At 60.9% G+C, this 21371-nt stretch carries 22 protein-coding genes and 2 pseudogenes; 13 read left to right on the top strand and 11 right to left on the bottom strand.

The window, feature by feature from the left end:
• Positions 1 to 120: 120 nt before the first annotated feature.
• Positions 121 to 318, bottom strand: coding sequence for a membrane protein (locus tag PZL22_RS11390; RefSeq protein ID WP_003530037.1), 198 nt, complete (start codon positions 316 to 318; stop codon positions 121 to 123).
• Between the two features lie 1375 nt (positions 319 to 1693).
• Positions 1694 to 2134 carry a hypothetical protein gene (locus tag PZL22_RS11385; protein WP_003530039.1) on the bottom strand — a complete coding sequence of 147 codons (441 nt, stop codon included), beginning with the start codon at positions 2132 to 2134 and terminating at the stop codon, positions 1694 to 1696.
• Positions 2135 to 2309: 175 nt separating this feature from the next.
• Here PZL22_RS11385 and PZL22_RS11380 point away from each other — a divergent pair, with 175 nt between their 5' ends.
• Positions 2310 to 2672, top strand: coding sequence for a hypothetical protein (locus tag PZL22_RS11380; RefSeq protein ID WP_003530040.1), 363 nt, complete (start codon positions 2310 to 2312; stop codon positions 2670 to 2672).
• 204 nt (positions 2673 to 2876) lie between these two features.
• Here PZL22_RS11380 and PZL22_RS11375 read toward each other — a convergent pair whose 3' ends face one another.
• On the bottom strand, positions 2877 to 3281 hold the full coding sequence (locus PZL22_RS11375) for a hypothetical protein (protein WP_003530042.1): 405 nt from the start codon (positions 3279 to 3281) through the stop codon (positions 2877 to 2879).
• Positions 3282 to 3620: 339 nt separating this feature from the next.
• Between PZL22_RS11375 and PZL22_RS11370 the strand changes: the two genes are divergently transcribed.
• The gene (locus tag PZL22_RS11370) at positions 3621 to 3776 is read left to right on the top strand and encodes a DUF3309 family protein (protein ID WP_010969642.1); all 156 of its coding nucleotides are present in this window, start codon (positions 3621 to 3623) and stop codon (positions 3774 to 3776) included.
• Between the two features lie 25 nt (positions 3777 to 3801).
• Here PZL22_RS11370 and PZL22_RS11365 read toward each other — a convergent pair whose 3' ends face one another.
• Positions 3802 to 4143, bottom strand: a complete 342-nt coding sequence (locus tag PZL22_RS11365) for a GFA family protein (protein ID WP_003530046.1) — start codon at positions 4141 to 4143, stop codon at positions 3802 to 3804.
• Between the two features lie 139 nt (positions 4144 to 4282).
• Between PZL22_RS11365 and PZL22_RS11360 the strand changes: the two are divergent.
• From PZL22_RS11360 to PZL22_RS11340, 5 genes and pseudogenes are all read left to right on the top strand, one after another.
• A pseudogene (locus PZL22_RS11360) lies at positions 4283 to 4945 on the top strand (terminase large subunit domain-containing protein); the annotation flags it as partial.
• A gap of 5 nt (positions 4946 to 4950) precedes the next feature.
• The gene (locus tag PZL22_RS11355; protein ID WP_033048690.1) at positions 4951 to 6567 is read left to right on the top strand and encodes a hypothetical protein; all 1617 of its coding nucleotides are present in this window, start codon (positions 4951 to 4953) and stop codon (positions 6565 to 6567) included.
• On the top strand, positions 6564 to 7010 hold the full coding sequence (locus tag PZL22_RS11350; protein WP_003530052.1) for a GNAT family N-acetyltransferase: 447 nt from the start codon (positions 6564 to 6566) through the stop codon (positions 7008 to 7010). Before PZL22_RS11355 ends, PZL22_RS11350 begins: the two co-directional genes overlap by 4 nt.
• 5 nt (positions 7011 to 7015) lie before the next feature.
• Positions 7016 to 8881: a tail fiber domain-containing protein gene (locus tag PZL22_RS11345; protein WP_003530054.1), complete on the top strand. Its 1866-nt coding sequence runs from the start codon at positions 7016 to 7018 to the stop codon at positions 8879 to 8881.
• Between the two features lie 327 nt (positions 8882 to 9208).
• Positions 9209 to 9676, top strand: coding sequence for a hypothetical protein (locus PZL22_RS11340; RefSeq protein ID WP_033048691.1), 468 nt, complete (start codon positions 9209 to 9211; stop codon positions 9674 to 9676).
• Between the two features lie 827 nt (positions 9677 to 10503).
• Here PZL22_RS11340 and PZL22_RS11335 read toward each other — a convergent pair.
• The 3 genes from PZL22_RS11335 to PZL22_RS31600 form a co-directional block, all read right to left on the bottom strand.
• Complete coding sequence (locus PZL22_RS11335; protein WP_003530057.1) at positions 10504 to 10821, bottom strand: helix-turn-helix domain-containing protein; 318 nt, start codon at positions 10819 to 10821, stop codon at positions 10504 to 10506.
• Entirely contained in the window at positions 10814 to 11137 is a 324-nt protein-coding gene (locus PZL22_RS11330; protein ID WP_003530058.1) for a type II toxin-antitoxin system RelE/ParE family toxin, read from the bottom strand. The genes PZL22_RS11335 and PZL22_RS11330 overlap by 8 nt, the downstream gene beginning before the upstream one ends.
• 117 nt (positions 11138 to 11254) lie before the next feature.
• On the bottom strand, positions 11255 to 11431 hold the full coding sequence (locus tag PZL22_RS31600; RefSeq protein WP_411755843.1) for a hypothetical protein: 177 nt from the start codon (positions 11429 to 11431) through the stop codon (positions 11255 to 11257).
• A gap of 360 nt (positions 11432 to 11791) precedes the next feature.
• Between PZL22_RS31600 and PZL22_RS11325 the strand changes: the two genes are divergently transcribed.
• Both PZL22_RS11325 and PZL22_RS11320 read left to right on the top strand, forming a co-directional pair.
• On the top strand, positions 11792 to 13063 hold the full coding sequence (locus tag PZL22_RS11325) for a tail fiber protein (RefSeq protein ID WP_284718653.1): 1272 nt from the start codon (positions 11792 to 11794) through the stop codon (positions 13061 to 13063).
• Between the two features lie 525 nt (positions 13064 to 13588).
• Entirely contained in the window at positions 13589 to 14074 is a 486-nt protein-coding gene (locus PZL22_RS11320; protein WP_003530061.1) for a hypothetical protein, read from the top strand.
• 89 nt (positions 14075 to 14163) lie between these two features.
• Here PZL22_RS11320 and PZL22_RS11315 read toward each other — a convergent pair whose 3' ends face one another.
• Positions 14164 to 15006 (bottom strand): glycosyltransferase family 2 protein, encoded by an 843-nt coding sequence (locus PZL22_RS11315; RefSeq protein ID WP_003530062.1) that lies wholly within the window; start codon positions 15004 to 15006, stop codon positions 14164 to 14166.
• Positions 15007 to 15347: 341 nt separating this feature from the next.
• Positions 15348 to 16522, bottom strand: a pseudogene (locus PZL22_RS11310) (IS481-like element ISRm20 family transposase).
• Positions 16523 to 16723: 201 nt separating this feature from the next.
• Between PZL22_RS11310 and PZL22_RS11305 the strand changes: the two are divergent.
• The 3 genes from PZL22_RS11305 to PZL22_RS11295 all read left to right on the top strand — a co-directional run bounded on the left by PZL22_RS11305 (position 16724) and on the right by PZL22_RS11295 (position 18239).
• Positions 16724 to 17536, top strand: coding sequence for a lysozyme family protein (locus tag PZL22_RS11305; RefSeq protein ID WP_003530065.1), 813 nt, complete (start codon positions 16724 to 16726; stop codon positions 17534 to 17536).
• Positions 17537 to 17656: 120 nt separating this feature from the next.
• Positions 17657 to 17908: a hypothetical protein gene (locus PZL22_RS11300; protein ID WP_003530067.1), complete on the top strand. Its 252-nt coding sequence runs from the start codon at positions 17657 to 17659 to the stop codon at positions 17906 to 17908.
• Positions 17901 to 18239 (top strand): DUF1515 family protein, encoded by a 339-nt coding sequence (locus tag PZL22_RS11295; RefSeq protein WP_003530068.1) that lies wholly within the window; start codon positions 17901 to 17903, stop codon positions 18237 to 18239. Before PZL22_RS11300 ends, PZL22_RS11295 begins: the two co-directional genes overlap by 8 nt.
• Positions 18240 to 18428: 189 nt before the next feature.
• Here the strand turns inward: PZL22_RS11295 and PZL22_RS11290 are convergent, their stop codons facing one another.
• Both PZL22_RS11290 and PZL22_RS11285 read right to left on the bottom strand, forming a co-directional pair.
• Positions 18429 to 18713 carry a hypothetical protein gene (locus tag PZL22_RS11290; RefSeq protein ID WP_003530069.1) on the bottom strand — a complete coding sequence of 95 codons (285 nt, stop codon included), beginning with the start codon at positions 18711 to 18713 and terminating at the stop codon, positions 18429 to 18431.
• 36 nt (positions 18714 to 18749) lie between these two features.
• Positions 18750 to 19031: a hypothetical protein gene (locus PZL22_RS11285; RefSeq protein WP_231198568.1), complete on the bottom strand. Its 282-nt coding sequence runs from the start codon at positions 19029 to 19031 to the stop codon at positions 18750 to 18752.
• Between the two features lie 422 nt (positions 19032 to 19453).
• On the opposite strand from PZL22_RS11285, the gene PZL22_RS11280 reads away from it, so the two are divergent.
• Positions 19454 to 21229 (top strand): SLC13 family permease, encoded by a 1776-nt coding sequence (locus PZL22_RS11280; RefSeq protein WP_003530071.1) that lies wholly within the window; start codon positions 19454 to 19456, stop codon positions 21227 to 21229.
• The last annotated feature ends 142 nt before the right edge of the window (positions 21230 to 21371 follow it).

Raw genomic sequence — 21371 nt, 5'->3', positions numbered from 1 at the left:
TGCCGTGCCGGAAACCGCCGGCGCGAGTAACTTGCGCATCCGGCGGCGAAAGGCAAGGGCTCACGTCGGCCCGGCAGCTAGTCCAGACCAGTGCTGGCGAACGCCCTGTTTTGACGACTGTCATTCAACCGCTTGCGAAGGGCCGAAACGCTCCATGACGAACGAAGTCTGGATGCCGCCCTGGAGGCGGTCGGTCTTCTCGAGTTTTACGGTGGCGAACTGGTTGGACGATTCAGGTGTGCGCTGCCAGGCGGTTGTGACAAATAGGCCTGCACCGACGATAAAGCCGATGGCGACATAGATCCAATGATTGCGCATGGACAAAGCTCCTTCTCTCGGGAAGGCAAAATGCATCGCGGGCAGCTGTGGTTCCCCGGAACGACCGGAATGCGGGACTAAAATTCAGTCTTTAAAAATAAGCGTTCAAAGCAATGTGTTCTCGCCTCGGCACGCAGCGCCACCCGACATCGAGCACCGATGGCGAATTTGTTGCTGCCTTTCCTGCGAGGCATTATTAGTATCGGAGTATATACCCTAGCCCTTGAGCATCAGCCTGGTTGGATTGAAGCAGAGGCCAATGTCTTATGCAAGGAAATTATAATATACATTTGTACAACAAAATTTGAGCAGCCTCTTTCGGGCTGCGCGCGGCCGCAGCAGACGAACTCACCTTCTTCGGTCCGCCGTGAGACATAGGAAAGATTTCCCGTGGGTAAATCGAAAAACGATCGCGGTTCGCGTGACGAAGGCTTGCGCACCGAGGGCCAATTACGCTATTCCATAAAATCAAGGATAGGAATTTTATCCTCTTCGGGCTTCGGCAGCGTGACTTGTGAGATTTCGGAGTACCCGCCGCGGCTTGTTTGATCTCCTCATCACTGTGCTCGTCATAGGATCCAGCGAGACCAAGTCCTTGGGCTGGAAGAACTCTTCCCGCGCCGCAGACGCGGCGCTGCTGGATCTCTGTGACAAGCACAGAGATGAGGGATTGCAGTCCTGCTCTGATCCTCCAGAGGCGATCTCGAAGCGGCCGGCGCTCCCCCCGGCGCGGCGTGCTCCCTCACTTCCGATTCATGGTTCACGGCGATGCTGCGCGTTCCAAACGCCGCGGCGCCGTGTACGGCCGGCGATGCGCCTTCCGCGTCTCCCGAATCCGCGAGGCGGCTTCGGCGTGACGACGCGTCGATCCCAAACTCGCATGATCCAGACGCCGCAATCGGCACTGAGCGAGTGGCGGCATCGCCAGCCGGAACAAGAACGCATCAGCGCAGATCTTCGAGTGCGATGTAGAGCGTTCCGAATTCGACGGGGCCTTGTCGGCCAGCTGCGCCGGGAGCCTGTAGTAGAGAATCTCGGCATGCGGCGTTCCGTCTCCGATGAATGCTTCTTCCGTTCCGTCGGCGAAGACGCAACAGGGGGCGGGAGCGTCAGGATCGGTGTGGACGCGGAGGCGATAGCTGTTTCCGGTAAGGAAAAGTTCAGCCGCAGCTCGTGACCGGCGAGTTCCAGGGTGCAGAGATCATTGCCGTCGCACCAGCCTGTCACATGTTCGAAGCTGTTGTCGAACTTCTGGACCCAGGCCTTGACGAGAAAGCGGGAGTCGCCGGTTCGCCCGGCCGCAGACGCGGAGACTGCAGCGGTGGCGAAAAGCATGAAGACGAGTGCACGCAGCATGTTTTCCTCGCGGAGACGCTTACAGTCGCGGAGGCTCGGGCGCCGAGTTGGGCTTGCCGAGATACTCGACGGCTATGACGAGTTTGCCGAAGGGTGTTCGCCCCGGATCGCCCGATATTCTCGGGGTGTAGTAAAGAGGAACGACGCGGGGACGCCCGCTCCAGAGGCGCAGCGCGGGAAAACCGGTGCGGGTCACACAGCAGGCATCCTGCTGCGAGGGGTCGGTCCAAAAGCTGAGCGAATACGAGGAGGCCGTCATCTCCCGCAACCGGATCACGTGCTCACCGATCGGCACGAAACAATCATCTTCTCCACCGCACCAGCCGGTCGTGTGCTCGAAGCTCCTGTTGGCCATTTGAAGCCAGGCTTTCACGAAGTAGCGCGGTTCGCGCGGCTCCCCCGCAAAGGCGGAGACCGTCGAGGCGGCAATGATAAAGGCGGTGGCAAAGTTTCGGCGCATGTTCCCCCCCGGTGTGGCGGTTAACTTTTCGATAATCGCGGTGGTGCAGTCCCGTTGCACCTCATCTGATCCGCGATTCTGGCGCAATTATGGATTGTATACGATGGAAATAATTTGCAGAAGTTGCGGGCGTATGTTGCCGGCCCCGGGATAACGACGAGCGGAGAAGTTCTTAATGAATGATCAAAGCGCCACGCCGGGAGCGGAAGCGCCGGACGACGCGGCGGGAACGCCGGCTGCGAGAGGTGAGGGCAGTCCGTTGGGAGGCAGCTTTCTGGGAGCCGTGCAGGCGGACTTCGCCCGGCATGGTGTCAACGTCATCGCTCGTATTCGCGAGGAGAAGCCGGAAGCCTATCTGAAGCTCGTCGCGTCGGTTCTGCCGAAGGACCTGAGTGCCGCAACCGGCGGGGTTGACGATTTGTCAGACGAACAGATCATCGACCGGATCCGCGCGCTGGACGCTGCGATTCGGCCGTTGCTTTCACTAAGGAAGAGGGCAGGCGGCCTGCGAAAGCGCGTGCCGCCTGCGAAAAGGTAACTTTATAGGGCATATACACATCTGATCCTCTCGCGGGACCATTGCCTTGGGGCACGCAATAAACGGTTTGACCTTCGCATGCCCAAAACGATGCCGCGGACGAACGCAGAAGCGGAGGCGAGGGCCGCCGCATATATTCTCCCCCACAAGGAGGGAGACGACAAGCGGCTTGACCTTCACCTATGAATCTCAACAGGCCTCAGTTTAGTGAGTCGGCGCTACCCTTGCCGAAACCGACGCTTCGCTGCTCGAGAAGATGATGACCGCAAAGAGCAGAACGCCGGCGAAGGCGATGAGCGACGATATGGCGACGATCGGCTCCACGGCAGTGTTTCCGGAGAGCAGCAGGTAAAGCGATGGGATAAGCATGGTCACGCCGAAGGTGTAGACGGCGTACTGGATCATGGCCAGCCGTCTTGCCGCCTTTCGAGGATTGAGCGCGTGATAGCCGCCGAAAATCGCCATGGTTACCCAGCCGAGCAGATTGGCGTGGGCATGGGCCCCCGTTGCGGCATGGTTGCCTGTGATCGACATGTGCAGGCCGATCGAAATGCCGAGGATCAAAAAAACAATCGCCGTTCTGAAATAAAGATTTGCAATACGTGGCATCGGTTTCCCCTCCGAGAAAACGAGAAAATTAGCATGATCTCACGCATATGAGAACATCTAGATAAAAGGGCCTTTCGCGCGGCCTCGCTGTTCCTGATGTGACAACTCGGAAAATGAAGACCGGGCTTCGAAGGAAACTGCGCCTTCTGATTGAGTGTTGCCCATATATGGGTCGCGAGGGGCGTGGAACATATTCTGCCTTTTCGCATTCGGTAGAATGAACGATGTGCTTTGTAGCGCACCCACGACTTTGGAGGCGCGCAAAAGTCGCTGCAGAAACTCGGTTTGGCGCGTGATTTCGTTCGCGGAAATTTCGATTGTGCAAGGGAGAACCGCAATATGCTTGGCACCGTCCTCCTCATTATTCTGATCTTGCTTTTGATCGGCGCCTTTCCGGCCTGGCCCTACTCGTCCGGCTGGGGTTACGGCCCTTCGGGAATTCTCGGCGTTCTGGTCGTGGTCCTGTTGATCTTGCTCTTGATGGGCAGAATCTGAAGGCCCGAGACAAACAGAGCCGATTTCACCAACTCGCGCCGTCGATGAGGCGGTGCGGGATATCTTCCCAGACCGAACGCTCGAAGACGCGCATGTTGACCCCCATGCGCGGTGAGCTGCGGCCGACCGGCGACCAGTGGGTTATGCAGCCGCAAACGCCGCAGTGATGCATGGTCAGGGTCCTGTCGCCTTGGACATATCCGACGAGCTTTTTCTCAGGATCGGTGATGCTGACCTCGCTGGAAGGATAATAGCCCCAAAGCGTGCCGAGCCTGCTGCAGAGCGAGCAGTTGCAATCGCCGAGCGTTTCGGGGCGGACGGGGACCGCGACGCGGACCGCCCTGCAATGGCAATGGCCTTCGATCATGATTTTCTCCCATCGGCGCTACGTATGTCAGCGGCAATGCGGACATTATTGATCTTATTCCGGCGCAGTCCAGCAAAGACGAAGCTAAGCTTACGCCGGCTACGACGGCAATTCGCAGCATATAGAGGCATGATCACGGATGAGCGTATCCAACCCATCCGGGGGGACCATTGCGTCCGGCCTTTCCGCGATGCTCAGGGAACAGATGCTGCTGATGGCGGAGCTCCACAGGCGGCAACGAACGAATATCCTCGCCGGTTACCGGCCCTATGCCAAGCAGCGGGAGTTCCATGCGGCGGGCGCGGCCTTTCGCGAGAGGCTGTTCATGGCCGGCAACCAGCTCGGCAAGACGCTGGCCGGCGCAGCGGAGGCGGCGATGCATCTGACCGGGCGCTATCCCGACTGGTGGCAGGGCCGGCGGTTCGACCGGCCGATCGTCATGCTGGCGGGCTCGGAATCCTATGAATTGACCCGCGACGGCGTGCAACGGCTGCTGATCGGTCCGCCGCTGAATGAGGAGGAGTGGGGCACCGGATTTCTCCCGAAGGCGGCGATCAAGGCGACGACACGCCGCGCCGGTGCTTCCGGTGCGCTCGACAGCGTGACGGTGCGGCATGTTTCGGGCAGAGCCTCGACCCTTCTCTTCAAGGCCTACGAACAGGGCCGCGCCAAATGGCAGGCCAATACGGTGGATTATGTCTGGTTCGACGAGGAGCCGCCCGAAGACGTCTATTTCAAGGGGATCACCCGCACCAATGCGACGCGCGGCGCGATCGCGGTCACCTTTACGCCACTCAGGGGGGCAGGATGAGAATTCAGCTCAGGCCAGGACGCATAGCACAATCCAATCGCGGGGCGGTGTCCATCGGCCGCCAGCAGTCATCGCAGCCGGTGACCTTCCCGGCGCCGAAAGGAGGGCTGGTGACGACCGCCGACATGGCCTCGCAGCAGCCGGGGTCGGCAACGGTGCTGCGCAACTTCTTCCCGACGCTGATGGGCTGCAAGATCCGCGGCGGATCGCAGAGGAAGGCGCTGGCGGCGGACGGCGGCGACATCAGGAGCGCGTTCAAATACAAATACGGCGCGAACGAAAAGCTGTTCATGGCGACGGCGAGCGGCATCTACAACATGACCTCGCCGGCCGCGCCGCCGACCACGACCTCGGCGGACGTTTCCGGCATGAGCGGCGGCGACTGGTGCGCCTTCCAGCATACCAATGCCGGCACGTCGTGGCTCGTCTGCCTGAACAGTGCCAACGACCGGCAGCTTTATAACGGCACGACCTGGACCACGGCGCCCGCCATCACCTTCACCGATGGCACCACGATGGCGCAGCTCAATTACGGCTGGTTGTTCAAGAACCGGGAATTCTTCCTGAAGAACGGCACGCTCGACGCCTATTATCTGGCGATCAACGCGGTGGGCGGCGCTGCGGCTGTGTTTCCCCTCGGCGGGGTGATGAAGAAGGGCGGCTCTCTGCTGACCGGCTTCTCCTGGTCGCTGGAGAGCGGCGACGGCCTCAACGACATGTGCGTCTTCGTCTCGACCGAGGGCGAGATCGCGGTCTATGCGGGCTCCGACCCGTCGAGCGCATCCGACTTCGCGCTGAAGGGCGTCTATCAGATCGGCAAGCCGCTCGGCAAAAACGCCTGGATCAGGGCAGGGGGCGACATTCTCATTGCCACGACGGACGGGCTGACGCCGATGTCGCAGGTTTTCCAGCGCGACCGGCAGGCGCTTTCGCTCGTCTCCGTCTCTCGCCCGATCGAGGACGACTGGCGCCGGGCCGCGAACGCGACCGGAACCGGCTGGACGCTGAAGCAATGGCCCGAGCAGAACCTCGTCTTCGTGGCCTTTCCGGAAAACAGCGTCGTTACGGATACGACCTTCGTCCTGAACGTGCTCACCGGCCGCTGGTCGACGATCAGCAATTGGCAGGCGCTCTGCTACGAGACGTTGCAGGGCGGGCTCTTCTTCGGGGGGCCCGACGGCTATGCCTGGCAGGGCGACGCCGGCGGCACGGATGACGGGCTGACCTTCTCGGCGACCTATCTTTCGCAGTTCTCGCCGGCCGGCCAGTTCGGCCAGCGGGCGACGGCGACGATGGCGCATATGTACTTTCGGGCCAAGTCCAGCCCCAAGGTACGGCTGTTTGCCCGTGCCGACCACGACCGGTCGACGCCCACATTCGCCACAGCGACCGAAGGCGATGCAACCTCGTCCGAATGGGACGTCGGCCTGTGGGATGTGGCGATCTGGGACGGTGTTTCCGAGGTGCGGCGCTACGAATTCCGGCAGAACGTGCGGGCGACCGGCGACATGATCGCGGTCGGCTGCGTGATCACCTCGGGCGGCAATTTCAAGCTGGATATCGAGGTCGATCTCGCCACGGTTCAAGTCTCGGCCGGGGAGGCCAGCGCTTGAGCCTGATCTGGGGCGGGGCAGCAAACCCTGCCGTCAATCAGGCCATAGCCCGGTTCGTCGCAAGCCGCATTCCGGGCTGCGACCGAGGTTTCGAGCATTTCACGACGCTGGGAATGATCGAGGGCGAGCACCTCGTCGCCGGCGTCGTCTTCCACAACTACGCGCCCGAGGCCGGGGTCATAGAGCTTTCGTCCGCTTCGGCCAGCAGGCGCTGGCTGACGCGCCCGATGCTCAAAGCGATGTTCGGTTACCCCTTCGATCAGATCGGCTGCCAGATGGCCGTTCTCAGGGTTTCCGAGCGCAACACCGGGATGATCGAAATAGCCGAGCGCTTCGGCTTCAAGGCTTACCGCGTCCCGCGCCTGAGAGGCCGGGAGGAAGCGGAAATCATCTTCACGTTCACAGATGACGACTGGCGCAACCACGCCGTCAACAGAAGGTAGACGCCATGGGGAAGCAAAAAGCTCCAAGCCCTCCGGATCCGAACAAGACGGCCTCGGCACAGACGGCGACCAATATCGGCACGGCCATTGCCAACCAGACGCTCGGCAATGTCAACCAGGTGACGCCTGACGGCAGCCTGACCTATTCGCAGACCGGCAGCACCAAGTGGACGGATCCGCTGAACGGCAAGGAATATGACCTGCCGACCTATACGGCAACGCAAACGCTTTCGCCCGAGCAGCAGGCCATCAAGAACCAGACCGACGCCGCCGAACTGAACATGGCGACGCTTGCCAGCACCCAATCGGGCAAGCTCAACACTCTGCTCGGCAGTCAACTCGACATCTCCAAGGCGCCGGCAGCGGGAAGCGCGAGCGCAATCGGGCTGCCGCAGTACCAGAGCTTCACCGGCGGCCCGCAGCTTCAGACCGGCCTCGGCAATTACGGCAATGTGCAAAGCTCGATCGCCGGGGCAGGTCCCATCCGGACGGGCCTTGGAAACACCGGCAAAGTGCAGACGGGGCTGGCCGGCGCCGGTAATGTGCAAAACGCGATCGCGAGCGCCGGTCCCATTCAGAACCAGGTTGCAAATGCCGGCCAGATCCAGACCTCGCTTGGCAATGCAGGCGACATCACCAGGTCCTATGCCTTCGATCTCGACACGGCGAAATACGAACAGGCGTTGCTCGACCGGCTGAACCCGCAACTCGAGCGGGACCGGGCGGCGCTCGAAACGAAGCTCAGCAATCAGGGCCTGCAGCCGGGTTCCGAGGCCTATAACCGCGCGATCGACGAGGCGAACCGCGCAGCCAACGACGCGCGGATAGGGGCAACCTTGAGCGCGGGGCAGGAACAGTCCCGCATCGCCGGGCTGGCGCAAAATCAGGCGATGTTCCAGAACTCCGCGCAGCAGCAGGCCTATGACCAGATGACCGGGCTGGCCCAGTTCTACAATTCCGCGCAGGCGCAGCAATATGCGCAGAACGCGAACGACATGCAGATGGCCAACGCTGCCCAGGGGCAGACGTTCGGCCAGAACCAGGCGCAAACAGAAGCCAACAATGCCGGCCAGCAGCAGAAGTTCAACCAGAACCTCGCTTCCGGCCAGTTCGCGAATGCCGCCCAGCAGCAGCTGTTCAACAATGCCCTGCAGGAAGCCCAGTTCACGAACGCCGCCCAGGAGCAGACGTTCGGCCAGAACAAGGCGCAACTCGAAGCCAATAATGCGGCCCAGAATCAGAAGTTCACCCAAGGTCTGGCGGGTGCCGAGTTCGGCAACAGCGCGCTGCAGCAGCAATACCAGAACCAGAACACCGCCACGGCCGGCAACAATGCGCTTGCCGATCAGCGCTTCAACACCCAGCAGGCGAAGTTCAACCTGCAGAACCAGGAGAGAGCGCAATATCTGAACGAGCTTTATGCCCAGCGCAACCAGCCGGTCAACGAGATCTCGGCGCTCCTGTCCGGCGCCCAGGTCGGCAGCCCGAATTTCGTGCCGACGCAGGGGGCGCAAGTCCCGACGGTCGACTATGCCGGCCTCGTCAACCAGAACTACCAAAATCAGCTCAGTGCATGGCAGCAGAACAACGCCAACTCGCAAAGCCTGCTCGGCGGCCTGCTCGGCTTCGGAGGCCAACTCGCCGCGCTCTCCGACAAGCGGGCGAAGAAGGAAATCGAGAAGGTCGGCGAACTCAAGGGCCACGGCCTTTACGAGTATCGCTACAAGGGCACGCACGACGACGGGAAGCGGCACATCGGCGTGATGGCCCAGGAAGTCGAGAAGATGCGGCCGGACGCGGTATCGCGCCGCCCCGACGGGCTCCGCCAGGTTGATTACGGCAAGCTCTTCAATGCAGGAAGGAAGAAATAATGGCCCCATCCTTCATCTTCGGTGGGAATACGGGCGAGACGCCGGAGTCCATCAAGCGCAAGCGTGATCTCGCCATGGCAATCATGGGCGCATCGAGAGCTCCGCGGAATGTCGGCGAGGGCCTCAATGCGCTCGGTTCGGGGATTGCCGCGGGCATCATGAACCGGAGGGCGGACAAGGCCGAAAGGACCGGCAGGGCCGGTGCCGACGGTGTGTTCCAAGGCATTGTGAACAGGATCACCGGTCAGGCGCCGGATGCCGGCGCTTCGGGCATGGTTCCACCGGACGGAGGGAACGGCGCGGGTGTTGGCGTGTCTTCCAGGCCCGATGACCCGCGCGAAGGAAACCCCGCAGGAGGTTATCAACCTTGGTCCGTCGATCCGGATGCCGCCACAGACCGCTACCGGCAAAGTCAATACTGGTGGGGCGAGCGCTCCGTCAGTCTCGCTTTCGGAAGGAGTCGCCTTCGAGCAGACGCCCGAGTATCGGGCCCAATTTCCCGGCATGAAAGCACCACAGGGCATCCCCGCGCAGTTCCAAGGCTCCCGGCAGCTCGTCAATGCCCAGGGCGGCATCATGCCAGCCCTCATGGGCGGCACACCGGCCTCGCCGGAGCAGGTCGCACGGGCACAGGCGATGGGCCAGCAGCAGCCGCAGGCGCCGCAAGGTCCCAATCAGATGGAACTCCTTCAGGGCCTCGGCAACCCGTTCCTGAGCGCGGAGCAACGCGCCGTTCTGCAGGCGCTCTACCAGCAGCAGGTACAGCAGCAGGAGAGCGCCCGCGAGCAAGCGTGAAATTTGCCCTGCGTGATCTTCAGGAATTTCTTGATGACGCCGTATCGCCGTCTATGGCGTCCGATGTCCTGCCAGCATGCCAACAGGTTTGACGGGGCCCTCGGGCTGATCTCTCCCGCGCGTCTTCGGCAGGCGACCGTGACGACGCAGGGCCGCCGGAACTATGTGACAGGGAAGGCGACTTTGACGAACTTGCCCGATCCGGGCTCTTCTTAACCCACTACCTCAGAGTGGGACAGCCCCGCGGGTGAATGCTCCCACGACCGGTGGCGGTCTCGGGTGCTTGGAGCGGGCGCCGGCGCTGCCGGAGGCGGCGCATGTGCTGCGATTATTGGATCTATTCTGGGCACTGCTGCACCTTATGCAGCAGCAAGGGCGCTTATGACTTCTCCCGTTCAGGCTCTTTTAGCAAACCGACTTCTCGCGCAAGCGCCTAGTAGCCGTTTTGAGGCTCTGATAGGCCGAGGAGCCGACGACCAAGACCGAGGAGTGCGTTTGCCAGTCGGTAGCGTACCAAGCCGCCATACCCCCAAGGACTCCGACGGCGAGGCTGTCAGCCTCCATTCGAATTCGATCGAAGCGACATGATGGCCCAGAAGACGGCCGCCTGAACCGGTTTCCAACCCATAATTTTCCCTCAACCCGGTTGAGGGAATGAATCGCCGGTTCGTTGTTTTAGTCGTCGTCGTCATGCAGAGGCAGATAGCCGTGGTCTATCAGCCAGTCGCGGAGGATCACGATAAACACCTCGTCGCGGTAAATGTCCTGTTCTTCGGCAAAGGCGTAAACACCGGATTCGAGCTCAGGAGAACTTTCATCTCTCCTCCTCAGGCCGCCGCGCTGTTTTGGGCCGCGATCTTTTCAACAAGGTCTGGAGCGGCTTCTATCGTCTGAAGGAGGAGACGGCCGGCCGGATCGGGTTTGCGTCGGCCTTGTTCCCAATTGTTGATCGTCGCGGCGGGTATGCCGAAGCGGCGCTCGAATTCCTTTGCAGATTTCGCAACACGCTTGCGAATGGCGCGGATACGTTCAATGGGCATGGGGTCGACGTTACGGACCTCGAGCGGGACTTCACCGCGCTTCCATGCCAGAGCTTCACGAAGGCCCTCTTCCAGGGCCTTGCCGAGATCGGTGCGCTCAGTCATCGTTCAACTCCTTAATCAAGGCGAGCAGGGCCTTGCGATCTTCTGAAGACAAGTCAGCTTTCTCATTCTTGGCGTACGCAGTCAGCATCAAAGCGGCATCATCCGCCAGCATCATGAAGTAGATAGCCCGACCGCCGCCCCGCTTGCCGCGGTTGTGGAGACCAAAACGTATTTTGCGGATGCCGCTCAACCCTTGGACCACGTCACCTGCGGTCGGGTTGCTGGCGATCATCCGGTCAATGGCATCCGCCTCTGCACTCGTCGCACCAATGCGTTTGAGGTCTTTCAGGTAACGTTTGGTGCGAACGATTTTCATGAATATGATTTACGCCAATGGCGTATCAGATGCAAGGCAAAAATACGCCGATGGCGCAACTGTCACTAGGAAGAGTCCTCTTTACGAATTTTTCGAACGCTGCGTTCGATGACGCGTTTAATCATGGCGTAGAACTCGTCTGGTGTATGAGGAGCGCCTTGCTGTGGCATGTGAACCTCGTCGAGCGCGTCGGCCTCTAACGTCATCGCCAAACGGTGAATGATCCAAGCTGCGCGCGTTTTTGAGGGCCTCTTCTTTCAAGCGGTCGCGCATCCCATCAGGAAAGCGAAGCATGAATCAAGGGGAGGCTGCCTCATGATGGCGCCTCGCCGGAATGTCCTCAAGACTATCGGCCTACGCCGATGATCGCCAGCGCACCGCAAGTATCTGATCAGTCCGTCAGCATCGATCAATTGCTTGCGGTAGCCATGCCGGCAGAGGTCGTCCGATATCACGCAAACGCGGTTGCCGAAGCGATGGCGGTTATGCACCCGAGCACGACTGCAAATTCGCCATTGTCGCAGGCACGCGGCGCGCCGGGCGTCATTAGTCAGGCGAACCAAATCCGGTGAAGACATCCGTTTCATGGGGTGCCTTCTGCCAAATTCTTCAATAAGGCGGTTCTCCGGAGCCGCCTTTTCCATGGAGGCGACATTGCCGAGAACTGGTGGAGTCTACGCCCCGCCTGCGGGGACAAAAAGTGTTTCCAACACCACGATACAATCCGTACCGTATAATGCGCTTGTTGACGACCTGGCCGCCGACGCCAATGCGGCGCGACCGGTCACGGCAGGTGGTACGGCGGCCACCAACGCCACCGATGCGCGCAAGAATCTAGGCCTGGAAATCGGGAAGAACGTGCAGGCCTACGACGCCGGCCTGCAATCGATTGCCGCGCTGGCGACTGCCGCCGACAGGATGATCTACACGACGGCAGCCGATACCTATGCGACGACGGCGCTGACGCCGTTCGCGCGCACGATCCTCGACGACGCAGACGCCTCGGCGGCGCTGACGACCTTGGGCGTGTCCACTTTCGCCAAAGCGATCCTGGACGACGCGGATGCGGCTACCGCCCGGACGACGCTCGGGGTGGCGATCGGAGCGGACGTGCAGGCCTACGACGCCGGTTTGCAGTCGATCTCGGGGCTGACGACCGCCGCAGACAGGACCATCTATACGACGGCATCGGATGTCTATGCGACCACGGCGCTGACGCCCTTTGCGCGAACGATCCTCGACGACACCAGCGCCGCCGCCGTGAAGACCACGCTCGGCCTTGCGGCAGTGGCGTCCTCCGGATCGGCCTCGGATCTCGGTTCGGGCACGATTTCCGATGCACGGCTTCCGGGCTCGATGGCGGGCAAGAATTTCTCGTCGGGCGTAAGCTTCGCCAATGCTGTTGCCACCAGCAATACCGACTTGTCGAAGCATATCCAGCTCTATAGCGGTTACGGGTTCACAATCACGGGTTCAACCCTGAACTATACGGTCCCGACCAACTCCTCTCATGTGTGGAACGTCAACGGAACCGAAGTCGGCCGCCTCAATTCCTCTGGCCTGACGCTGGCGACACCGCTTGCACTCGCCGAAGGCGGTACGGGGGCAACGGACGCGGCGACGGCGAGATCCAATCTCGGTGCGAACAACGCTTCCAATCTCACAACCGGAACCGTTTCGAACGCCAGAGTTTCCGGCGCTTATGACGGCATCACGACGCTCGGCCAGACCGGCACCCATACGATCACCACCTCCGGCGAGGCGATACGCATCGTTGGTCCCGCCTCCACCGACGATCCGTATGTGACCTTTTACAAGGGTGCCGCTCGCCAAGCTTACATCCAGCACACCGACGGCACGGGGGTGAACCAGGGGCTTCGCTTCTATAACGACACAGCGACCGCGGCGACACGGCCCTCACACTGAAGAATTCCGGCGGGGTCGATAGTCTGGAATTCCAAGTCAACGGCGCCGAATATACCGTCTGGCACACCGGCAACCTTGCGGCTGGCGACCTCAATTCAATCTATGGCTACACGGCGGCGAACTCGGCAAAACAGATCACCGCCGGCAACGGCCTGACCGGCGGCGGCACGCTTGCCGCAGATCGAACGCTGACGCTCGGCACGCCTGGCGACATTACCAACACGACGACAAACTCCGTCACGTCTACCAGCCACACCCATGCCCTCGGGTTTACTGCGGCGGAGGTTTATACTGGAACTGGTGCCAACGACACGAGCTTTCCACTCGGCCACATTGTGGCACTGGGCAACGACGCCAACATTGCACGGAATGCAGCCGGCACCCCTACGCTCCACAACTCGATCAACAGGTACTACGTCCCGTCGACCCACCCGAACGCGGGAGCAGCATTGGCGGGGACCTGGCGTTCACGCGGGGTGGTCAATGGCAACGGCGAGTACAACATCATGCAAAGGGTTGCTTAAAATGAAAAGAACTGTTTTCGAGGTCGTCACCGTCCACAAGGTCACAGATACGGCGACCCCAGGCGTCTACGATCTCGATCTCACGTTGAAGGTCAACAGCGTGGAGGAACGTTTCGAACACTACGTTTCCACGCCTGACGACTCGATTGGTGCGAACCCTGCAATCCGTATGTGGATGAAGCAGCATCCGGACTTCCCGGTTCAAAATTATGTACCGCCGACGAAGGAGCAAATCCGTGCGTCGCTTCCGTCACTGACCACCCGCCGGCTTCGTCTGGGCCTCCTCAACAACGGTTTTACTCCGTCTCAGGTCACGGCCGCCATTGAGGCAATGCAGGAAGGTCCTGAGAAGGAGGTTGCGAAAATCGAGTGGGAATACGCGACCACATTCAAGCGCATGCATCCGATGATTGGGGCCATTGCCGCCGCCCTGGGAGTCTCCGACGACCAGATTGACGCAATGTGGTCCACATCTGCCGACCTCTAGACTTCCTATCAGGGATCGACCAACATAGAACTGAGTGGAAGTCGGCAAGGTGCGCCGTGGAAACGAAAGACCTTGCAGTCAAATGGATACTAGAAAACCCAGAACAGCTTGTATCGAGTCTTTCGTCGCGCATCGTTCCAACACATTCTAAAGAACTTCATCCGCGTCGACCAGCTGACGTCTGGAAGCTTTTTTACCAAAGCGTAGCACCCTGTAGTATATTTCAGCCTCTGAGTTAGACGATCCCGAAAACTCTTGGCACGATAACGCGCCTCAGATCCAGATCCCTCTGTAAAGTCAAGTGTCGCTCCGTCCACGTACGCTACCAAATCGAGGACGACAAACTCCGACAGGACGTAGGATGCGAAACACCACGGATTTCCAAGTTCGAACCAGCGTGACATGAGCAGTTCTTTTGCGTCGGCTCTGTACAGACCGTAAATCCACTCAGCGGGGAAGGTGAGGTTTCTTGGCACCTGACCGGCCACATACTTTCCGGTGAAATTGAAGGCCGAGTCGTTCGGGGCTTTGATTCTGCTTCCGCTTGATCCCACCAGCTTTGTCGGACATGCGGCAAGAAGCTTTCCGGGATTGGTATCAAGTGCTTCCACGAGCCGGGCCAAAAAATCCGGGGAAGAATGGTCATCGCATGCACGCAGGCAAAAATATTCACCGCGTTCTGCGCCGAGCTGTACTGCTCTCGCGAAGTTCGCTATCGCGCCTACATGTTCTTCGCATTTGACGAGCGAAAAGCGGTCGTCCGACCGGCAAAATTGCTCGGCTATGTCGACCGTCTTATCAGTCGATTTATTGTCGAGAATGATTGCTTCGAAGCCTTCGAACGTCTGTTCGGCAATGCACCGTAGACTGCTGGCGAGTGTCTTTTCGCCATTGTAGACGGGGAAAACGACGACGACCTTCGGCTTGGGCACTGATTTTCTCTATCGTTGAATTGACCTTGCACATACCGAATGCCGCAGCGATCCGCAACGGGCCTCCATGGCGTGCGCGCCAAGCGCCTCTTCGGCGGCAGCAAGGTCGCAACGGATTAAGGCTGTCGAGATTCATCTCGAGTTTATGACGGCTGCTGCGAGATGGATAATGGCGTTGAAGCTCTGGTCAGTCTTGTCGGCACGCACGCCGGGGGACTGCAATCTCTCCTCTTCCGTCATCTCTGTGCTTGTCACAGAGATCCAGCAGCGCCGCGTCTGCGGCGCGGGAAGCGTTGTTTCAGCCCAAGGACTTGGTCTGGCTGGATCCCTGTGACGAGTGTTTAGCCCGGGGACATGGCGGACACCTGTTCGGATACATCACTGACGGATTGCTTGTTGGTCAAGTTGATTGTTGCGATGTGATGGGCACCGAAGAAAGCGCGCCATAGTGGCCGTCGCGGTCGAGCGGGCGGATGGCGAGGCGTTCTCCGCAGAAAGCTTTGGGAACTTTCCATAGCCGGCCTTTGAAGCTGACATAGGCTTTGGTGGCGGAAACCTTGCGCACGATCTCGCCCTCGTCATAGACGGGCTCGGGCAGGCGATCCGGCATGGCGCGCGGACTGGGGTGGTAGCGGCTGGCCGGCACGTCATGATCGAGTGCCCCATGCGGGCGCTCGAAATTGTAAAGCTCGCGCCAGGCATCGAAGGCGCGCTGAACGGCAGCAAGATCCCTGAAACGGTCAAAGGCGAACACCTCGGCCTTGAGTGTGCGATGGAAGCGTTCATTCTTGCCACGGCTCTGCGGATGGTAGGGGCGACTGTGCAGTAGGGCGACGCCGAGCTTCAGAAGCCATACGCCGAGGCCGGTCCAGCCCTCGCCTGACGGATCGCCCCATGGCGCGCCATTATCCACGAACATGGCGTCCGGCAGCCCGTAGCGCCGGAATGTCCGCTCCAGATGGCCGCGTACGGTCGCGCCTCGCTGATCGGCGCAGGCCATGAGACAAGGCACGAAGCGGGAATGGTCATCGATCACCGTCAACGGGTGGCAGAGCGTGGCGTCGGCCAATTGCACCCAGCCCTTGAAATCCATTTGCCAGAGCTGGTTCGGCGCCTCCTTCTCGAAGCGCTGCAACGCCGGCGCGCCGCCCGGCGGTGCTACGATCCGATCATGGCGCTTGAGGATGGCATGAACGGTCGAAACCGCCGGCGGGTGGGTTCCCTGCCGTTCCAGATAGCCCACAATTTTGCGCGCCCCCCATGCCGGATGCGCATCGCGCACCCCAAGCACCTCGGTCTCTACCGCTTCGTTGCAACGCATCGGACTTATATGCGGGCGCCGTGAGCGATCCGCCAACTCGCGGTCGCCGGCTTCCCACCGCGCCAGCCATTTATAACCGATATCCGGGCTGATCCCGAACCGCCGGCACAATTCCCGCCGGTCCACACCCTCCTCAAGCGCAAGTCGCACAAACTCCCGCCGCTCTCCCATCGTCGATACCTCTCGCCACGGCATGGAATACCCCCTTCGAAGCCAAATCCATGCCAGTATGACGTGTCAGCCATCTCCCCGAACACCCGTCAGTTATGTCCCCGGGCTAAACAACGAGCACAGGGATGAGGTAATCAAACAAGCCGCCGCGGCATTCCCGAATCTCAAAAAGGCCTGTCCGCCTGTCTTCAGTACGACCTGCAATCTTCAGCAAAAAGGTAACCCATGACCAGAACCGTGCCTCAAGGCGCGGCGATGCTGCTCGACTTTATCCGGGAGGCGGAAGTCGGCAGCAAGGGCCGCGCGTCTTACGACGTGATCTACGGACATAACCAGGGGAAGCTTACAAAGCCGCTTACGGAGATGACGATCGCCGAGGTGATCCGTGCGCAGAAGGGATGGGCGAGGGCGCACGGATCGAGTGCGGCGGGGGGCTATCAGTTCATGCGGGCCACGCTCGCCGGGCTTTTGAAGGAAGTACCGGGACTGCGCGGAGAACAGCGCTTGGATCCCGCGCTTCAGGACCGGCTCGCCCTTCACCTTCTGAACCGCCGTGGCTTCGCCGGCTTTGTCTCCGGCGAAATCAGCCCTGTTGAATTCGCGAGGCGGTTGGCGATGGAATGGGCGTCCCTGCCGATACTCGCCGAAAGCCAGGGCGACCGGCAACGGATAAGGCGCGGACAGTCCTATTATGCCGGCGACGGGCTCAACCGAGCGCTGGTGCGGCCGGAAAAGCTGGAGGCCGTGCTTGGCGCGGTGCTGGCAGCCGGTTCACGAGAGGATGAGGCAGACCGCGTGGGCGAGGAGGCGGCGCTTGTGGTTCCGGCACGCCCGCGCAGGCCGGTTTCCCGGTCCGGCCGCTTCTGGACCTGGTTGCTGACGGCCGGCGGCACGCTCGTCACGGCGCTGAAGGAGTTGAACCTTGTCGCGCTGGATTGGCGGGTGCAGCTTGCGATCCTCGCCGTAATCGTTGGCTTTGCCGTTTACGCCATCTCGTCGATGCCGGCGGTTCGCGATGCCTTGGGCCTCACGCGATGACGTTGCCGTGGAGCAGTCTGGTCATCGGTGCCCTGATCCTGGCCGGAATTTCCTGGGCAATACTCGAAATCCGTTCGGATGCCGCGCAAGCGGTCCGCAATTCAATCGAAAGGCAGAACAATGAAGCAGCAAAGAGCGCTGACGCGAAGCGCCTTGACTATGACGTCTGTTCTTCTTCTGGCGGGCTGTGGAACTTCGGGACCGGCCGATGTGAGCGGCCTTCGCGGCATCGTGGGAACTGAGCTTGCCGGCGCACGCGGCGCGACGCAGGCCGACCAGCGCAAGATCGACCGCACGGTGGTCGGCCTCTGCGCGGCATTCGTCTGGACTCGGGCGGAATGCGCGAAACACGGGGAGGGCGGAGATGATTGATGCCGGCGTTCACCAGCAGCTCGGCACCTTGGTGGCCGAGGTGAAGAACCTGAGGGAGGACCTGCGCCGATCGGAGGATAGATCGGATGCGGGCCGCCTATCCATGACGCGACGGATGGACGAACTGGTCGAGCGCATGCGGACGCTCGAGGGCTCGATGATGCTCGTCAAGGACGATATTGCCGCGATGAAGCCCGTGACCGAGGATGTGCGCAAATGGAAGCTGATGGGGATGGGCGCTCTCGGCGTTATCGGCATCGGCGGGGCAGCGCTCGGCGTGACATTTGCCGATGTGGCAAAACGCGTGCTGATGCTGACGAGAGCTGGGTAGAGGTCCTCTTTCGCTATCGTAACCGCGTAACCGGAAGCGGTGGATGCGGTAGCCCGCCAACACAATGCAGACGGTGCGCGAATAGCGGCCGCGCCGCTCTTCGATGCCTGATCATTGAATTGCGCAATCCAAGCAAATCGCTCGCGCTCTTCCGGGGAAGTGCTCCAGCGCAGGGACCGACGCGCCCATTCAATCGTCGTCGAAAAGGGGTAGGTCGCGGTAGCGGCGGCTTACCAGCCGCAGCGACCGGTCCGGTTCGATGACATAGGTTTCGTAGACCCGGCGGCCGAACCGGTCGATGAACTGATGCGGCACAATGCTGCCGACCGGCGCCTTGGTAAGCCTGGTGCGTGGCTGGCCGCCGTAGGTGATGCTGCCGGGAATCGGCTCCAAATAAGGCGAATAGCCCATCGAGGTCGCCTCGCAGCCGGTCAGAAGTGTGAGCACGCACAGGACAGGAAGAACATATTTCATGACGATCCTCGCCACTTGCATGATTCTCGCCGGCGTTCAGTCGCTGAAGATGTCGTAATCTATGCGGCGGCTGGTCAGTCGCAACGAGCGGTCCGGATTAATGACATAGGTCTCGTAGACCCGGTGACCATAGGTGTCGAAGAACTGGTGCGGCACCATGCTGCCGATCGGGGCCTTCGTCAGTTTCGTTCGCGGCTGACCGCCATAGGTGATGCTGCCGGGCATGGGTTCCAGTCTGGGGCCGTAGCCAACCGTTTGCGTCGATGTACAGGCGCTGAGCGCGACGGCGGCGCAGAGGGTGAGGAGAGCTGTGCTCACGGCGCCGCGCCTCCCGATGGACACGTGGCGATGTCCTGCCGGGGCCCGCATTGTTGTGCGGTTCTCCGGTTTCATTCCGGTTTCAGGGAAGATGCAGTAGGCTGCGGCGGATTGCATCGCGTGACGGTTCATGTACATGCTTTGCCCCATATGAGTTGCACCAGCTTATTCCTTATTCGACAACGTGCAAAGAAAGCAGGAAGTTCGGCGTGTCGCGGTGATCTCCCGCGTTTCGTGGGGGATTTCGCGATATTTCGATTGCATAGGCAGGAATCTTTGAAGGATGTAATGGCCGAGGCCCGCCGATGCATGAGGAACCCCGTGCGAACCTTCCAGTGGGATCGCGCGTTTGATTCGGTGTCGGCGAATGGGCCTGCAAACAGAACCCCGGTTTCCGACGAGTCGCTGCTCAGGTATTGCCCATGACCGCCGAACAGACCCTTTCGTTTCTCGTGCTCGGCGCCATGATGATCTTCTTCATTTGGGGTCGCTTTCGCTACGACATCGTCGCCTGCTCGGCGTTGATGCTTTCGGTAGCGGTCGGTATCGTTCCTTTCGATAACGCCTTTGACGGCTTCAGCGACGACATCGTCATCATCGTCGGCAGCGCACTGATCGTCAGCGCGGGCGTTGCGCGTTCGGGTGTGGTCGATGCCGCCATCCAACGATTTCTTCCGGATCTGCAATCGGTGAGGGCGCAGCTTGCTCTGCTCGTCGTCACGGTCACGGTACTTTCGGCCTTCATAAAGAATATCGGCGCGCTGGCGATCATGATCCCGGTGGCGTTCCAGTTCGCGCGCCGCTCGAACGTGCAGCCCTCCGTCTTCCTGATGCCGATGGCTTTCGGCTCGCTGATCGGTGGCCTGATGACGCAGGTCGGCACCTCGCCCAACGTGGTCGTGTCCCGGGTGCGTGCGGATCTGACGGGCGAGAGTTTCACCATGTTCGACTTCACGCCCGTCGGCGCTTCGCTGGCACTGGTCGGCGCGGTGTTCCTGCTGTTCGGCTATCGCCTGGTGCCGGAGCGGAAAAGTCAGCAGGTCGGCATGCATCAGGCGATCGAGATCACCGACTACACGTCCGAGGCAATGGTCCCGGCCGGGTCGCCGGTGATCGGCAAGCCGCTCAGCAACCTGGTCAAGATCGGCGATGGCGGAGCCGTGGTGATCGCCGTCTTCCGTCGCGGCACGCATCTGGCGCCGCTGCCCGATGTCGTCATCGAACTGGACGATATCCTTCTGCTCGAAGGCGGTCCCGCTGCGCTCGACCGCATCGTCTCCCAGGCAAAGCTCAAGATCTCCGGTGATCGTGCGCCGATGCCGAACGACAAGGAGAAAGCCGAGACCGAAGCCATCGAGGCGGTGATCGCCACCGGCTCACCGCTGATCGGAATGTCGGCTCAGCGCCTGGCGCTCTTCAACAATCACAACATCAACCTGCTGGCCGTCAGCCGCCAAGGCGAACGATTGAAACAGAGGCTTGGCAGCATAAGACTGCGGGCCGGCGACATCGTCGTGCTTCAGGGTACCCGCAGGGAATTGCCGTCTTTCCTGCAGGACTTCGGCTGCCTGCCGCTCGCGCAACGGGAAATCCTGCTCGGCACCATTCGCCGTGCCACCGTTCCGTTGCTTGTTCTGGCGACCGCGATGGGGGCGACCGCGGTTGGCGTCGTGCCTGTGCAAATCGCCTTTTTTGCTGCGGCGCTTGCCATGGTGGTGTTTCGCGTCATCCCTCTGCGTGACGTTTATCGCGCCGTGGACGGACCGATCCTGGTCATGCTTGCCGCGCTGATCCCCGTCAGCGACACTTTGCGCACGACGGGCGGCTCGGACCTGATCGCGGGCTGGCTGAGCGGAATGGCGGCGAGTCTGCCGCCTGCGGGGGCGCTTGCCATCATGGTCGTTGCGGCCATGGCGGTGACACCCTTTCTGAACAATGCCGCCACGGTCCTCGTCATGGCGCCGATTGCCGCCAGTTTTGCAACGGCGCTCGATTACAGGCCAGACGCGTTCCTGATGGCGGTGGCCATCGGCGCCGGCTCCGACTTCCTCACGCCGATCGGCCACCAATGCAACACGCTGGTTATGGGACCCGGCGGTTACCGGTTCAGCGACTACCCACGACTGGGTCTGCCGCTTTCCGTCGTCATCGTGATCGTCGCGGTGCCGATGCTGATGTGGGTCTGGCCGCTGCGTTAGAATGCCGGGGACAAATGGAACCGCGCGGAATACGGATTGCCTGCCAAATTGCAGGCATTCGGTGGAAACGGCCTGATCGCCGCCTATCTTGCGGCGGAAGCGTATCTTTTGTGGAAGTGCTCTGAATTGCTCTGGCAGTAGG

This window comes from Ensifer meliloti, from assembly GCF_030064585.1.
Taxonomy (GTDB): Bacteria; Pseudomonadota; Alphaproteobacteria; order Rhizobiales; family Rhizobiaceae; genus Sinorhizobium; species Sinorhizobium meliloti.
The sequence above is the reverse complement of the archived record's forward strand: the minus strand, read 5'-3'. Positions and strand labels throughout refer to the sequence as shown.